General features: G+C 65.9%; 16 protein-coding genes. 8 read left to right on the top strand and 8 right to left on the bottom strand.

The window, feature by feature from the left end:
- Positions 1–177 precede the first annotated feature (177 nt).
- Positions 178–582: a flagellar export protein FliJ gene (fliJ, locus tag EV560_RS01770; RefSeq protein ID WP_131853397.1), complete on the top strand. Its 405-nt coding sequence runs from the start codon at positions 178–180 to the stop codon at positions 580–582.
- 54 nt (positions 583–636) lie between these two features.
- Here fliJ and EV560_RS01775 read toward each other — a convergent pair whose 3' ends face one another.
- Positions 637–1,251 carry a GNAT family N-acetyltransferase gene (locus EV560_RS01775; protein ID WP_131853399.1) on the bottom strand — a complete coding sequence of 205 codons (615 nt, stop codon included), beginning with the start codon at positions 1,249–1,251 and terminating at the stop codon, positions 637–639.
- A gap of 77 nt (positions 1,252–1,328) precedes the next feature.
- Here EV560_RS01775 and EV560_RS01780 point away from each other — a divergent pair, with 77 nt between their 5' ends.
- The 3 genes from EV560_RS01780 (at position 1,329) to EV560_RS01790 (ending at position 3,414) form a co-directional block, all read left to right on the top strand.
- Positions 1,329–1,751, top strand: a complete 423-nt coding sequence (locus EV560_RS01780) for a hypothetical protein (protein ID WP_131853402.1) — start codon at positions 1,329–1,331, stop codon at positions 1,749–1,751.
- A gap of 82 nt (positions 1,752–1,833) precedes the next feature.
- Complete coding sequence (copM, locus tag EV560_RS01785) at positions 1,834–2,220, top strand: CopM family metallochaperone (RefSeq protein ID WP_131853405.1); 387 nt, start codon at positions 1,834–1,836, stop codon at positions 2,218–2,220.
- 156 nt (positions 2,221–2,376) lie between these two features.
- Positions 2,377–3,414 carry a lysylphosphatidylglycerol synthase transmembrane domain-containing protein gene (locus EV560_RS01790; protein WP_131853407.1) on the top strand — a complete coding sequence of 346 codons (1,038 nt, stop codon included), beginning with the start codon at positions 2,377–2,379 and terminating at the stop codon, positions 3,412–3,414.
- 109 nt (positions 3,415–3,523) lie between these two features.
- On the opposite strand, the gene EV560_RS01795 is transcribed toward EV560_RS01790, so the two are convergent.
- Positions 3,524–4,411, bottom strand: coding sequence for a DMT family transporter (locus EV560_RS01795; protein WP_131853409.1), 888 nt, complete (start codon positions 4,409–4,411; stop codon positions 3,524–3,526).
- Between the two features lie 112 nt (positions 4,412–4,523).
- Here EV560_RS01795 and EV560_RS01800 point away from each other — a divergent pair, with 112 nt between their 5' ends.
- Entirely contained in the window at positions 4,524–5,084 is a 561-nt protein-coding gene (locus EV560_RS01800) for a helix-turn-helix domain-containing protein (RefSeq protein ID WP_131853411.1), read from the top strand.
- 6 nt (positions 5,085–5,090) lie between these two features.
- On the opposite strand, the gene flhA is transcribed toward EV560_RS01800, so the two are convergent.
- A complete protein-coding gene (flhA, locus tag EV560_RS01805; protein ID WP_131853413.1) occupies positions 5,091–7,214 on the bottom strand; it encodes a flagellar biosynthesis protein FlhA in 2,124 nt (707 codons plus the stop codon).
- Positions 7,215–7,458: 244 nt separating this feature from the next.
- Here flhA and EV560_RS35650 point away from each other — a divergent pair, with 244 nt between their 5' ends.
- The 3 genes from EV560_RS35650 to EV560_RS01820 all read left to right on the top strand — a co-directional run bounded on the left by EV560_RS35650 (position 7,459) and on the right by EV560_RS01820 (position 9,825).
- A complete protein-coding gene (locus EV560_RS35650) occupies positions 7,459–7,779 on the top strand; it encodes a hypothetical protein (RefSeq protein WP_165923270.1) in 321 nt (106 codons plus the stop codon).
- Between the two features lie 126 nt (positions 7,780–7,905).
- Positions 7,906–9,348 carry an MFS transporter gene (locus tag EV560_RS01815; protein WP_131853415.1) on the top strand — a complete coding sequence of 481 codons (1,443 nt, stop codon included), beginning with the start codon at positions 7,906–7,908 and terminating at the stop codon, positions 9,346–9,348.
- 141 nt (positions 9,349–9,489) lie between these two features.
- Positions 9,490–9,825: a hypothetical protein gene (locus EV560_RS01820; protein ID WP_131853417.1), complete on the top strand. Its 336-nt coding sequence runs from the start codon at positions 9,490–9,492 to the stop codon at positions 9,823–9,825.
- Positions 9,826–9,847: 22 nt separating this feature from the next.
- Here the strand turns inward: EV560_RS01820 and flbD are convergent, their stop codons facing one another.
- The 5 genes from flbD to fliF form a co-directional block, all read right to left on the bottom strand.
- The gene (flbD, locus tag EV560_RS01825; RefSeq protein WP_131853419.1) at positions 9,848–11,212 is read right to left on the bottom strand and encodes a sigma-54-dependent transcriptional regulator FlbD; all 1,365 of its coding nucleotides are present in this window, start codon (positions 11,210–11,212) and stop codon (positions 9,848–9,850) included.
- A gap of 41 nt (positions 11,213–11,253) precedes the next feature.
- Entirely contained in the window at positions 11,254–11,604 is a 351-nt protein-coding gene (gene fliN / locus EV560_RS01830) for a flagellar motor switch protein FliN (protein ID WP_131853421.1), read from the bottom strand.
- 2 nt (positions 11,605–11,606) lie between these two features.
- Positions 11,607–12,209, bottom strand: a complete 603-nt coding sequence (locus EV560_RS01835) for a FliH/SctL family protein (protein ID WP_131853423.1) — start codon at positions 12,207–12,209, stop codon at positions 11,607–11,609.
- 2 nt (positions 12,210–12,211) lie between these two features.
- Complete coding sequence (gene fliG, locus EV560_RS01840; protein ID WP_131854694.1) at positions 12,212–13,216, bottom strand: flagellar motor switch protein FliG; 1,005 nt, start codon at positions 13,214–13,216, stop codon at positions 12,212–12,214.
- 92 nt (positions 13,217–13,308) lie between these two features.
- Positions 13,309–14,976: a flagellar basal-body MS-ring/collar protein FliF gene (fliF, locus tag EV560_RS01845; protein WP_131853425.1), complete on the bottom strand. Its 1,668-nt coding sequence runs from the start codon at positions 14,974–14,976 to the stop codon at positions 13,309–13,311.
- Between the last annotated feature and the right edge of the window lie 262 nt (positions 14,977–15,238).

Genomic DNA, 15,238 nt, shown 5'->3' on the forward strand with positions numbered 1-15,238 from the left:
ACAGCGCGCGTCAGCAGCCGCCAACGCAGCCACAATATGCATCGAAAGCGCATCCTTCCGGTAAGGAACGGTCAACCTCCTTGGGCCATTGTGCTTTTCGTCTCGCGGATGGAGTTTCCGGCGGCGCGCCGAGGGGTCGGTTCGCCGCCATGCGTAAAATCAGGAGTTGGACACGACATGAAGTCGCGGGAGACCCTTTTGCGTCTCAAACGCTTCCAGGTCGACGAGAAGCGTCGACGGGTGAGCCAGATTGAGATGATGATCGCCGAGTTCCACCGGATGGCGGCCGATCTCGACCGCGAAATCCAGAGCGAGGAAGCGCGGGCCGGCATTTCCGACCCGGCGCATTTCGCCTACCCGACCTATGCCAAGGCGGCGCTCGGCCGGCGCGACAACCTGCGCCAGTCGGCCGATAACCTGAAAGGCCAGCTCGACGAGGCCAAGGCCGAGCTGCAGGAAGCCTTCGAGGACATGAAGAAGGTCGAGATCCTCGACGACCGCGAGCGCGCCTCCGAACGCGCCGCCGATCAGGCCCGCGACCAGCAGATGATGGATTCGATCGGCCTGCGCTCGCGCGCCTAAGCGCGCAAGCAGAACCGGACGTTCAGGCGGGTGGCCGATGGCCGCCCGCCTTTTTCATGCGATCACCGGGTGATGGGCGACTGAATCGAGCCGCATATGGCCCTTGAGCCGAGGGTCGTCGTCGACCTCGACGCTGCGCTTGAACACCTTGAAGCCGGAGCGCTGATAGAATTCCGGCGCGCCCTGATGGTCGAGCGTGCAGGTATGAACCCAGAAGCGCGAGATCGGCTTGGCCCAGGCCTTGGCCAGCGCCCGGTTCATCAGCCAGCGCCCCCCGCCCTTGCCGACGACATGATCCGCCAGCCCGAAGAAGGCGAGTTCGCCCTCGCCGACGACGCGAAAATCGAGCTCGAGCAGGCCGACATCCTGCCCCTCATGGCGCACCGCGTAGAACTCGATCGCCGGATCGGCGAGGAGCGCCTCGATCTCGGAGACCGGCTTGACCAGGCGGCTGAACCACATCCAGCGCTCGCCAAGCAGGCGATAGATCGCGAGATAGCGCGTGGTGTCGTCGCGGCCGATCGGCTCCAGCGAGAACCCGTCAAGCCCGGGCGGATCGGGCCGCACCGGCGGGGCTGCGAACATTTCGAGCGAGGTGACGATGGCGGCGATCTTGCCGGGCGGCAGATCGGTGATGCCGGTGAGGCTGATTGAAAGGCTGTCGCTCATGTCCGGGTACTTGAAGCGGCACGATTGCCGGGATCGCCGCGATCATGACACGATCGGGGTCGTAAGATCACGCCCAGATGACGCATAGGCCGCCCCCGCTTCGCAGATCGCAATCGCCGTCCCGGCGTTATCGCGCCCTGCTGGCCGCACTCGCTGTCATGCTGCTGGCCGTGCTGCCGCATGTCACCTTCGCCGCCTCGATGCTGCACGGAATGGGCTCGCTCGCCGTGACGATATCGGAGCCTCCTGCAGCCGCGGCGCATGACCATTCCGGAGCTGTCGCCGCCCCGGCGCCCTGTCACGAGCAGGCCAGCGCGGATCAGCCTGCCGCCGCGATGAAACCGCCCTGCTGCATCATCGGCTGCGGGGTGATCGGCCTCGGGCCGGAGATCGCCCTGCCCCGCATTGTCGCGATCGGCCACAAGCTCGGCCCGCCGCCGACCTGGTCGGCTGAAGGCGCGAAGATCGAGCCCGCCGAACGTCCGCCACGACCAAGCTGACCCTCGCCCCGAGACTTAACCCTTTTGGGCGCCCTGTCCGGACCTGCGCGGTCGCAGGACGCCGTATCGCGAGGATATTTCGATGAGACAGAAAAGCTTGAAACTTGCCGCCGGCCTGATCGGGCTCCTCGCATTGGCCGGTGTCGCCTTGGCGCAGCAGCACCAGGGCCATGGCATGAACCATGGCGGAATGGCTCCCGCCAATGCCAGGGATTCGGCGGCGACGACCGCCTACAAGGCCGCCAACGCCAAGATGCACAAGGACATGGACATCGCCTATTCCGGCGATGCCGATGCCGATTTCGTCCGCGGCATGATCCCGCATCATCAGGGCGCGATCGACATGGCCAGGGTCGTGCTCGCCCATGGCAAGGATCCCGAGCTGAAGAAGCTCGCGGAAAGCGTCATCACCGATCAGGAACGGGAGATCTCCCAGATGCGCGACTGGCTGAAGAAGAACGGCAAATAGCCATTCACAGCGCGGCAAGCGGCGGATACGCCGCTTGCCCTTGCTCTTGGGCGTGCCCGCTGGCACAGAGGTCGCGGGTTCGCTCCGGCTGGCACTCCCCGTGCTTCCACGCGCACCGCGCTACCTCGTCCAGCCCCTCGCAGCCCGCTTGCCCTCATGAAACGCTATCTCGACTATATCTGGCCGATCGTCGGCCTCGTCGCGGTCATCTGGTCGGTCGATCTGCTCTGGGAAAAGCTCAAAGCCGAGGCGCTGACCAACGAGGCCGTGAGCGCCAGGCTCGAACAGGCGGGCCTGTGGGAGGCGATCAAGATCGTCGCCCATGGCATTGGCCAGAAAATCGCGGTGATTCCACCGGAATCCTTCCTTCACGCCGCGCTGGCGACGCTCGTCGCCTATGCCGCCCTCGCCTGGTACGACCGCATCGCCTTGATCCATCTCGGCAAGGAGAAGGGCATCTCCTGGCTCTATATCTCGCTCTGCTCCTTCGTGACCTACGCGCTCTCGCATAATATCGGCGCCTCGGTCTTTTCCGGCGGCATGGTGCGCTACCGCGCCTATACCGCGAAGGGGCTGACGGCGGCCGAGGTCGCGGTCCTTGTCGCGCTCACCTCATTCACCTTCGCCTTCGGCACCTTGCTGCTGATGGGCATCGTCCTCGTCGGAGAGCCGCAGATCCTGCGCCCGCTGCGCCGGCTCTCCGAATGGTTCGGCATCGGCGATGCGCAGGCGCGGCTGATCGGCTTCGGCCTGCTCGCCTTCGTCGCCCTCTACACGGTCGGGTCCTGGCTCCAGTTCAGGCCCCTGAAGATCGGCAAGTTCGAGGTCATCTATCCGCGCCTGCGGGTCGTCGCACGGCAATATCTTGCCGCGCCGCTCGAGCTCGCAGGCGCAGCCGGCATCATCTATTTCGCCCTGCCCGAGCAGGGTAATCCCGGCTTCTTCATCGTGCTCGGCGCCTTCCTGCTCTCGTTCTCGGCCGGGCTGCTCAGCCAGGTCCCGGGCGGGGTCGGCGTCATGGAGGCGGTTTTCCTGGCGGTGATGCCGGGCATGCCCGCGCCCGCGGTCTTCGCCGCGCTGCTGATCTGGCGGCTGTTCTACCTGATCCTGCCGCTGGTCATCTCGCTGCCGATCGTGCTCGCCTTCGAGCGCGGCCAGCTCAAGAAGCACACGCGCATCGCGCCGCCTCCCTGAGGTCACGCCAGCGCATGGGCCCCGAAACGTGGATTGCGGTTTTCGGATAAGCCGATGCGAAAACAAGAAGCTAGATCATCGCACCGGGTACGATATCCGGTCTGATGATCTAGCGCCTGATCGCGATCGCCGCTGCGCCGAACATCAGCAGCGCGCCGGCGCCCTCGGTCCAACCGAAGGGCTCGTTCAGCGCCACCATGCCGACGACGACCGCGATGGCCGGGCTGATGAAGGCGTAGAGCCCGGCATGGAAAGCGCCCCAGTCGCGCAGCAGCCGCATATAGATGGTGAAGCCCATCAGCGAGCCGCCGACGACGAGGAAGAGCACGCAGGGCCAGACCGGCCATTGCAGCAGGGCCTGGAATTGCTGAACCCCGATCGGCTCGGCCAGCAACGAGATCAGCGCCAGCCCGATGCCGCCGATCAGGGTCTGCCAGCCGGCGAGCGTCAACGTTGGCATCGAGCCGGCGATGCGCCGCGACAGGACCGCGCCGAAGCAATAGAACACCGTGCCGAGCGCGACGGCGACCAGCCCCCAGAATTCGAGCGGGTCGCCATGCGAGGCGCTCAAGCCGCCCAACGCCCGCGTCGCGAAGAGCAGGGCGAGGCCGACCGTGCCGAGCGCGATCGCCGCCAATTGCCGGCGGGTGATCCTGTTGCCCTCGATCATGCGGCTGGCGAGCAGCGTGTAGATCGGAATGGTCGCGAAATTGACGATGGCGGCGAGCCCGGTCGTGGCATGGGTCGCGCCCCAGAACAGCAAGGTGTAGTTGCCGGTATTGACCAACAGCGCCGTCAGGACCAGCCGCGGCCAGGCCGGGCGCGGCACGGCGAGCACGTCCCTGCCGGCCCAGAGCAGCATCAGCCCACCGGCCAAGGTGAAGCGCACGGCCGCCAGGAAGACCGGCGGCACATGGCTCGCGCCGACCTTCAACGGCAGCCAGGTCAGGCCCCAGACCAGGCACATCACGGCGAAGAGGAAGGCGTTGCGCGACATGGCTCAGGGCTTAGTCAGGGCCGGGCCTTTCGGCCAATGCCGGTTTGGCGAAAGGCTCATGCACGGAAGATCGCTTGCGTCCCGATCATTCCACTATAGAAGATACGACGCTATGATAGTGGACGAACTAACGTCAAGGCTGGCCGAGCGCATGCGCATCGAGCGCGAATTGCGTGGCTGGAGCCTGAGCGATCTCGCCGAGCGCTCCGGCGTCTCGCGCGCCATGATCAGCAAGATCGAGCGCGGCGAGGCGAGCCCGACGGCGATCCTCCTCGGCAAGCTCTCCGGTGCTTTCGGCCTCACCTTGTCGAACCTCCTGGCACGGGCGGAGACGCAGGGCGAGCGGGTGCGGCGTCTCAGGGACCAGCCGATCTGGCGCGATCCGCAGACCGGCTTCACCCGCCGCGCGGTCTCGCCCACCGGCGAGGCCGGGCTCGAGCTCGTCGCGGCCGAGCTGCCGGCCGGCGCCCGGATTTCCTATCCGGCCAGTTCCTATGCCTTCATCCGCCAGCAGATCTGGGTCCAGTCCGGCACGCTGGATTTCCAGGAAGGCGAGGAGACGACACGGCTCGAGGCTGGCGATTGCCTGGAGCTCGGACCGCCAGCGGATTGCGCCTTCCATAATCCCGGCCCCGGGCCGGTCCATTACGTCGTCGTGGTGATCCGGCGCTGAGCCGGATCAGATCGTCCCGACCGTCTTCAGCTTCACCCGCGGATGGATTTCCGCCTGCGAGAGCACCGGTGTCTCGCGCCGGAAGCGCTCGATGATCTGGCGCGCGAAGGGGCGGGTCATGCCGGAGGTGACGAGCGAGGGCATCTCGCCCATCCGCGCCGCATCCTCGAATTTCTCGCGCACCAGCCGCACGAATTCCTGCAGGCGGCTCGGCTGCATCGCGAGATGGCGCTCGTCGCCATTGCCGACGATCGACTCGGCAAAAATACTTTCCCAGGCCGGCGAGAGCGTGATGATCGGCAGGTCGCCATTATGGTTGGCGAATTGCGCGCAGATCTGCCGGGCGAGGCGCGAGCGCACATGCTCGGCGATGTCGCGCGGGTTCTTGAGCACGCCGGCGACCTCGGCGATCCCCTCGATGATCGTGGCGAGATCGCGGATCGAGATGCGCTCGGTGAGCAGCATCTGCAGCACGCGCTGGATACCGGTGGTCGAGATCTGTTGCGGCACGATCTCCTTGACGAGATCGGCGTGATCCTTCGGCAGCTCGCGCAGGAGTTTCTGCACCTCGCCATGCGAGAGCAGCTCCGGCATATGCGATTTCAGCACCTCGGTCAGATGGGTCGAGATCACCGTGGCGGCGTCGACCACAGTGAAACCGCGCAGCTGTGCCTCGTCCTGAAGCGCGGCGTCGATCCAGGTCGCGGGCAGGCCGAAGGTCGGCTCCAGCACGTTGTGACCGGGCAGGTTCACCTGGCCGCCCATCGGGTCCATCGCCATGTACTGGCCGGCATAGACGATGCCGTGGCCCGCATCGATCTCCTTGATCTTGATGTAGTAGTGGTTCGCCTCGAGCTGGACGTTGTCGACGATGCGCACCGCCGGCATCACGAAGCCGAGTTCCGCCGCGAGCTGGCGCCGCAGGGCCCGGACCTGATCGGTCAGCCGGTCGGCCCCGCCGGCGGCATTGACCAGCGGCAACAGCCCGTAGCCGATCTCGATCTTGAGTTCGTCGAGCTTGAGCAGGTCGTTGAGCGTCTCCTCCTTCGGCGTGCCGTCAGCCGAGACCTGGGCACCGGCCTCGCCGCCTGCCGCCTGCTCGGTCTCGCGGGCCTTGGCCAGGCGGCCGAAATGCCGCGCCAGATAGGCCGAGCCGCCCGCGAGCAGCAGGAAGGGCAGCATCGGGATGCCGGGCAGCAGCGCGATCAGCAGCATCACCGCCGCCGACATGCCGAGCGCCTTGGGATAGCTAGAGAGCTGCTTGCCGAGCGCCTTGTCGGCGGCGCCGCGCACACCCGATTTCGAGACGAGCAGGCCGGCGGCGGTCGAGACGATCAGCGCCGGGATCTGGCTGACCAGGCCGTCGCCGACGGTGAGCTGGGTATAATTATGCGAGGCGTCGCCGAAGCTCATGCCCTGCTGCGCCACGCCGATGATGATGCCGCCGAGCACGTTGATGAAGGTGATCAGCAGGCCGGCGATCGCGTCGCCGCGCACGAACTTGGAGGCACCGTCCATCGAGCCGAAGAAATTCGCCTCGTCCTCCAGCGCCTTGCGCCGGACCTTGGCGACCTCCTGGTCGATCAGCCCGGCCGACAGGTCGGCGTCGATCGCCATCTGCTTGCCGGGCATGGCATCGAGGGCAAAGCGCGCCGCGACTTCGGCGATGCGGCCCGAACCCTTGGTGATGACGACGAAGTTGACGATGATCAGGATGGTGAAGACGATCACCCCGATCACGAAATTGCCGCCCATCACGAAATTCGCGAAGGCCTCGATGATGTGGCCGGCCGCCGACGTGCCCTCGTGCCCGTGCGAAAGGATGAGGCGCGTCGAGGCGAGATTCAGCGCCAGCCGGAACATCGTGACGATCAGCAGCACTGTCGGGAAGGCCGAGAATTCCAGCGGCTCCTCGATGAAGAGCGCGGTCATCAGCACCAGCACGGAGAGGATGATCGAGAGCGCCAGCAGCAGGTCGAGCAGCAGCGCCGGCAGCGGGAAGATGAGCACCACGAGGATGCCCATGACGCCGATGGCGAGGAACAGGTCAGGCCGATTGAGGAAGCTGCCGAGCGTTCCGCGGCTCGGCATTTTGAAGCCGCCGCCCGCCCCTGCCGTCACATCGGTCATCGCCTCAGCCCGCTCTCCGCAGCCGCGCGCTCGGCGCGATCCGATATGCCGTTATGCCCTTGCGGCACTGGGCAATTCTTGCCGGGCGTATGGTGAACGAGTGGTTAAGACCGTCAAAAAAACTCGACTTGAAGGGTGTACCTGAACAGGTTGTCAGCGACCCGCCGCGATTCGGCCCAATTCCGCCTCGCATTTCGAACGCGGGTCGACAGACTGGTTTGGATATGCCTTTCGGAGGAATCTGATGAATAGACGTTCTTTTGTTTTGAGCCTTTTCGGTGGTCTCGCGGCTGCCGGGCTGGGCGGCGCCGCGATCGCACAGGCCGCTACTGACATTGCCCCGGCTCTTGCCGAGACCGCTTCGGTCGACACAGCCACCAAGGCTGCTCTCGATCAGGCCGATGCCGAATACAGCCAGGTCTACTACCGCCGTCCGGTGGTCTACCGCCGTCCGGTGGTCGTGCGCCGCCCGGTCGTCGTCCGCCGCCCTGTCGTCGTGACCCGTCCCGTGGTCGTTCGCCGCCCGGTCGTCGTGCGCCGTCGTCCGGTCGTGATCGTTCGCTAAGACGCGCCTCGATTTTCAGTTAGAGCATCAAGAGGCGGCCTTCCCATCGGAAGGCCGCCTTTTTTATGGCTCAAGAGGCAACCGGAAGGCTTCGACATCGTTGTATTACCCGCAAGGAGGGATGCGATGACAGCGCCAGCGCCGGGTCAGCAGCAGGTTATCGAGACCGATATCCCCGCCAGGCTCGACCGCTTGCCTTGGTCCCGCTTCCACACCCTTGTCGTCATCGCGCTCGGCATCACCTGGATTCTGGACGGGCTCGAGGTGACACTTGCCGGCTCGGTCTCGGGCGCGCTCAAGGAAAGCCCGCGGCTGCGCTTCACCAATACCGAGATCGGCATGGCCGGCGCCGCCTATATTGCCGGCGCCGTCGTCGGCGCCCTGTTCTTCGGCTGGCTGACCGACCGGCTCGGCCGCAAGAAACTCTTCACCATCACCGTGCTGGTCTACCTGACCGCGACCGCCGCCACCGCCTTCTCCTGGAACGCGGCGAGCTTCATGATCTTCCGCTTCTTCACCGGCATGGGCATTGGCGGCGAATACACGGCGATCAACTCGACCATCCAGGAGCTGGTGCCTGCGCGCGTGCGCGGCTGGACCGACCTCGTCATCAACGGCTCCTTCTGGATCGGCGCCGCGCTCGGCGCGATCGGCGCCATCATCCTGCTTGATGCCGGGCTGATCGATCCGGAGATCGGCTGGCGCCTCGCCTTCTTCATCGGCGCCATCCTCGGCCTCGTCATCCTGATCCTGCGGCTCTGGATTCCGGAAAGCCCGCGCTGGCTGATGAGCCATGGCCAGCCCGACAAGGCGGCGGCGATCGTCGCCGGCATCGAAGCCCAATCCGGCGTCACCTATAGCCCCGACGAAAACCTGCAGAGGATAAGGCTGCGCCCCCGCACTGCCACCCCGCTCGGCGAGGTCTTCAACTCGCTCTTCGTGGTGCATCGCCAGCGCGCGCTGGTCGGTCTCGCGCTGATGGTCGCGCAGGCCTTCTTCTACAACGCGATCTTCTTCACCTACGCGCTGATCCTCACCGATTTCTATCAGGTGCCCTCGGGCATGATCGGCTGGTTCATCCTGCCCTTCGCCGCCGGCAATTTCCTCGGGCCGCTGCTGATCGGCCGCCTGTTCGACACGCTGGGACGGCGCCCGATGATCGCCGCGACCTATGCGCTCTCCGGCCTGCTGCTCGCCGGAACCGGTTGGCTCTTCGCCAAGGAACTGGTTACCGCGACGCAGCTCACCCTGTGCTGGAGCGTCGTCTTCTTCTTCGCCTCGGCCGCCGCCAGCTCGGCCTATCTGACGGTCAGCGAGACCTTCCCGCTCGAGATGCGCGCGCTCGCCATCGCCGTGTTCTATGCGATCGGCACCGGCGCCGGCGGCATTGCCGGCCCCTGGCTCTTCGGCATCCTGATCGACACCGGCTCGCGCATGAGCGTCTTCGCCGGCTACCTGCTCGGCGCAGCGCTGATGCTGGGCGCAGCGATTATCGCAGCGCTCTACGCGGTCAAGGCCGAACGGCGCTCGCTCGAAGCCGTGACGCGGCCGCTGAACGCTGTCGATTGATCCGCACTATCCCTTTTAGCCATACGGCGAGGAATTCGGGCACCTTGCAACAAATCGCCCCAAACTGCGTTATTGTTCAGTGTTGTTTCGGGTCGGGAGCCGACGCGGAACAGTGGACGAAACCATGTCCCGGAGGATGCCGTGGATAGACGCTCATTCATTACGACCTTGATCGGCGGGTTCGCCGCAGCGAGCCTCGGCGGCGTCGCTATCGCCGAAGCAGCGCCTGCACCTGCCAAGACCGCTCCCGAGCCGACACCGCCGACCGGCGAAGGCGAGGTTTCGGCCGAGGTGAAGCAGGGCCTCGACGGCGCCGACACCGAGTTCAGCCAGTACTATTATCGCCGCCCTTATTATCGCCGTTATGGCTATTATCGCCGGCCCTACTATCGTCCCTACGGCGTCTATCGTCGGCCCTACTATGTACGGCCGCGCTACTACGCCAGACCTTACTATCGTCGGCGGTACTATTATTGAGATCCGGTAGCGCGCTTTCCGGTCAGGCCGCGCTGATGCGTGCCTGACCGGGCTCCGCCACGACAATCCCGGACGCTGTGTACTCGCTCAGCTTGTTGCGCAGCGTCCGGATCGAGATGCCAAGGATTTTCGCCGCATGCGTGCGGTTTCCGAGGCAATGATCGAGCGTATCGAGAATGAGATCGCGCTCGACATCGGCCACGGTGCGCCCGACCAGCGAGCGCGTCATGGCCTCTGCGGTCTGAGCCGCCCGCGCAGCCGGATCGCGCCCCGAAGCCGGGCCGAGCGTCTCGCCCTCCGGCGTCATCATCGCCTCAGCCCCGATCTCCGCGCCCTGCGCCAGCAGCACGGCGCGATGGACCGTGTTCTCGAGTTCGCGCACGTTGCCACGCCATGAATTGGCGAGCAGGACCTTGCGCGCCTCGGCCGCGATCGGCTTCAGCGGCAAGCCGTTGATCTCGGCATATTTCTTGGCGAAATGGTCGGCCAGCGCCAGGATGTCGCCCGGCCGCTCGCGCAGCGCCGGCAGGCGCAGATGCACAACGTTCAGCCGGTAGAACAGGTCCTCGCGGAAGGAGCCCTCGCGCACGGCCTCGCCGAGATTGCGGTTCGAGGTCGCGATTATCCTGAGATCGACCTTGACCGGCTGCGTGCCGCCGACACGGTCGATCATCCGCTCCTGCAAGGCGCGCAGCAGCTTGGCCTGCAGGCGCACATCCATCTCGGAGATTTCGTCGAGCAGCAGCGTGCCGCCATGAGCCTCCTCGAACTTGCCGATGCGCCGTGCCACGGCCCCGGTGAAGGCACCCTTCTCATGGCCGAACAGTTCGGATTCGAGCAGGTTGTCAGGAATGGCCGCACAGTTGACCGCGACGAAGGGCTTGTCCTTGCGCAGCGATTTCTGATGCAGGTGGCGCGCGATCACCTCCTTGCCGGTGCCGCTCTCGCCGGTCACAAGCACAGGCGCTTCCGAGCGGGCGATCTGCAAGGCGAGCTGGACGACCCGTTCCATAGCCGGATCGCGGACGATCAGGCTCGACTGGTCGGCCGCGACCGCCTCCAGCACGGCCGCGATCAGCTCCGGATCGGGCGGCAGCGGGACGTATTCGCGGGCGCCAGCCTGGATCGCGGCTACGGCCGCACGGGTGTCGGTCGCGGTGCCGCAAGCGACGACCGGAGTGCGGATGCGTTCGGCCTCCAGCGCGGCGACGAGCTTGGCGATCGGCTGGGCGACGTCGACCATCAGGAGGTCGCCGCCCTTGGCACGCAGCACGGCGAGCGCCTGGTCGATGCTCTCCGCATGGGTCACGGCCGCGCCATGCGAGACCGCGATCTTGGCCGCGGTGATGATCGCGCCCTTGAGGCCGCCGACGATGATGAGACGCATGGCTCAGGTTCTCCCTGATTCTGGAATGGGGCCGGCGCGCATCAGCGGTCGGCCTTGATGATTTCGGTCATGGTCACGCCGAGCCGGTCCTCGACGACCACGACCTCGCCGCGCGCAACCAGGCGCTCGTTGACGAAGATGTCGATCGCTTCGCCGACGCGCCGGTCGAGCTCGAGCACCGTGCCGGGCGCGACCTGGAGCAGGTCGCCGACCGCGATCCGCGACGAGCCGAGCACAGCCGAGACTGTGACCGGCACGTCGAAGACCTGCTCCAGATCCTCCGCAGTCTTGACCGGCACAGGACCCGAGCGCGCCATCGAACCCGAATTTGGATCGAAGGAGAGATCGGCCGGATTCAGCGGAGGCAGATTGAGGTCGTTCTCTTGGCTCATTGTTATCTCCGCTCGGCGCTGCCGAACTGATGGTGACCGAAGAGGCTCGCGACCGCCTGCTCGATCAGTTGCTCCAGCCGGGCGCTGTCGATGACGAAGCCACCATCGGCCCATTCGATCCGCCCGTCGCCGGGCGCGATATCGGGCTGCCCGAGCACGACGAGCTTTCCTGCGAAGCCGGTCTCGCGCGCCAACCCGGCCAGCATGCTCTCGACGGCCTCCACTGCGTTTTCATTGACACGCACGACCAGGTGCGGCGCCTGCCGGGCATGGCCGAGGCATTCGCGCACCGCCTGTTCGAGCGCGGCGAGCGGGCGCTGCGCCAGCGCCGCGCCGGCCAGCCCGCGGGCCGCGACGAGGGCGACATGGGCGGCCTGCTCCTCGATCTCGGCGACGCGCCTCTGCTCGTCGGCGATCAGCTTGTCCGTCGACCGCACGAGCTTGCCGACCAGCGCGTTGAACTGGCTCTCGGCCTCGCGACGACCCTGTTCCTGGCCGGCGCTGAAGCCCTCCGCCCGCGCCGCGGCGATATCCGCATCGCTGGCGGCACGCCGGCCGCCCTCGCGGAAATCGGTGCCGAACATGAATTTCTTGGCGGTACTCATCGTCAGTAGACCAATTCGTCCTCGGAATTGCCCTTACCAATGACGATCTCGCCCTTGTCGGCGAGGTCCTTGGTGAGCGCGACCATCTTCATCTGGGCCTCGTCGACCTCCTTGAGTCGCATCGGTCCGAGGCTCTGCAAGTCGTCCGCCAGGTTCTTGGCGGCGCGTTGCGACATCGCTCCGTAGAAGAAGGTCCGCATCGTCTCGTTGGCACCCTTCAGGGCCCGGGCGAGCGTATCCTTGTCGACGACGCGCATCAGCGTCTGCAGGCCGGCAGGGTCGAGCTTGCCGAGATCCTCGAAGGTGAACATCAGGGCACGGATGCGCGCGGCAGAATCCTGGTTGGCAACGTCGAGCGCCGCCAGGAACCGCGTCTCCGTCTGCCGGTCGAAGCTGTTGAAGATCTCGGCCATCTGCTCATGCGGATCGCGCCGGCGCGTCTGCGTCAGGGTCGAGACGAACTCGGTGCGCAGCGTGTTCTCGATATGGTCTAGCGCTTCCTTCTGCACCGATTCCATCCGCAACATCCGCCCGACCACCTCGATCGAAAGCTCGTTCGGCAGGTTGCGCAGCACATTGGCGGAGTGCTCCGAACGGATGCGCGAAAGGATCACCGCGATGGTCTGCGGGTATTCGTTCTTGAGGAAGTTCGCGAGCACGACGGCGTCGATATTGCCGAGCTTCTGCCACATGTTGCGCCCGGCCGGGCCGCGGATCTCTTCCATGATCAGCGCCACCTGATCGGCCGGCAGGATCTTCTCCAGCAGCGAGACGGTGCGGTCGAACGAGCCCGTGATGGCGCCCGCGCTCGACAGCTTGCTGACGAAATCCAGCATCAGCTTCTCGACCATCTCGGAATCGACCGTGCCCAGTTCCGCCATGGCGCGCGTGATGATGCGGATCTCCTCGTCGTCGAACTCTTCCCAGATCGCCCTTCCGTGCTCCTCGCCGAGCACGAGCAGGATCACGGCCGCGCGCTGCGGCCCGTTCATCCCGGCATAGGTCATCGGCTCCGACGGCAGGTCGAAGTCGCCGGAATCGCGCCCTGTATTTCGTGTCGCGATGGCGCGTGCAGCCAATGCCACGGCTCAGGTCCCCATCATGCCGGAGCTTTTTCGTGGATCCAGCCGCGCAGCACCGCGACCGAGTCCCCCGGGTTCTGAGCAACCATCGCGCCGATCTTCTCGACCGACTGCGCCTTGAGCTGGCCCTTGATCTGCGCGATCGCGAGCATCCGCTCGGACGGCGCGTCGACCTCGACCGTGCCCGCCTCGCCGATCGCCGCGAGCGCTGCGCGCGGACCGGCCGGGTCGCCGGTATTCTCGCCCTCGATCACCACGCCGTTGCGCATGAAGGACGGCACCGGCCGCGCCTTGTCGGAGGCCAGCACCTGCTTCAGCAGCGGCCGCACCACCGTCATCAGCACGATCAGCGTCAGCAGCGAGATCACGCCGAGCTCGGCGAAGCGCACGAGATCCTCGCGCGTGAACGACATGAGCTGCTGCATCAGCGTCGGCTCGGTCAGGTCGACCGCTGCCGGCGGCGCATCGGCAAAGCGCAGGTTGACGACCTCGACCTTGTCGCCGCGTGCCTGGTCGAAGCCGACCGCGGTGCGCACGAGCTGCCCGATGCGCTCGAGTTCCTCTTGCGGGCGCGGCTGATAAGCGAGCTCGCCGGTCGGGCTGCGGTTATAGGTGCCGTCGACCAGCACCGCGACCGAGAGCTTCTGTACGCGGCCGCCCTCGTTCACCTCGGTGCGGGTCGTGCGCGAAATCTCGTAATTGACGACTTCCTCGTTCTTGTTGTTGCTGTCGCGCGCGGCCTGCTGGGCCTGGTTCTGCTGCGCTCCGGGCAATTCGTTGCCGACCGTCACGGCGCCGTTCTGCTCGTTGGTGGCGGAAGCCTCGGTGCGGTTCTGGCTGGAGCGGACGACGCGGCTTTCCGGATCGAAGGTCTCCGAGCGGCTCTCGACACGATTGGTCTCGAGCGTGGCAGCGACCTGTACCCGCGCCCGGCCCTGTCCGACGATGCTGGCGACGATCTCCTCGACCTGGCTCTTGACCCGCTTCTCGATCGACGACTGGCGCTCGTCGAGCCCGAGGCCGACCAGGCCCTGCTCGCCCTGCGCGCCATCGGCGAGCAATCGGCCGCGCTCGTCGATGATCGAGACGCGCTCCGGCTTCAGCCCATCGACGGCCGAGGCGACGAGATGACGGATGGCGCGAACCTGGGTCGGATCAAGCTCGCCGGCGAGCTTGAGCGCGATCGAGGCGCGCGGCGGCTCGCGGTCGCGCTCGAACAGGCGCCGCTCGGGAATGACGAGATGGACGCGCGCGGCCTGGACCCGGCCGATCGAGCGGATGGTGCGCGACAGCTCGCCCTCGAGCGCCCGCAGATGATTGATATTCTGGACAAAGCTGGTCGAGGAGAATGCGTCGCCCTTGTCGAATATCTCGTAGCCGACACCGCCGCCGGCCGGGATGCCCTTGCCGGCGAGATCGAGCCGCAACCGTGGCACGTCGTTCGCGGCGACCAGGATCGTCTGCCCGTCGCGACGCAGCTCGTATTTGACGCCGCGCGTGTCGAGCTCCTTCAGGATGGCATTGGTGTCGGTGGTCGAGAGGTCGCTGAACAGCACGCTCATCGCAGGCTGCGACATGCGCAGCATCACGAAGGCGAAGAAGCCGACGAGCGTGAGCGTGACGGCGAGCATGGCCGCCAGCCGCGCCGCGCCGAATCTCCTGAACTGTTCGACGATGCTGTTCACGCCGCTATCCGTTCCACAAAGCCGTCATGGCCGCGCGCAAGGTGCGGCTCACTAGGCAAGTTTTTCCCGGTGCATGGTTAGCAACCCGTTAACGACCTGCCGGGATGCGGTGGAATTGCCGAATAAACCTGGCCAGTCCGGCGGATGGCCTGTTTCGGTGATGATCCTAAGCTTTCCTTAGCAGACCTTCAGCTATTCGACGGGCGCGGTGCCGGCATATTTGAGCCGGCTATAGATAGCCGTCAAAATTTCGATCCGAGAT

The organism is Allobosea sp. BK604 (assembly GCF_004341515.1).
Classification (GTDB): Bacteria; Pseudomonadota; Alphaproteobacteria; order Rhizobiales; family Beijerinckiaceae; genus Allobosea.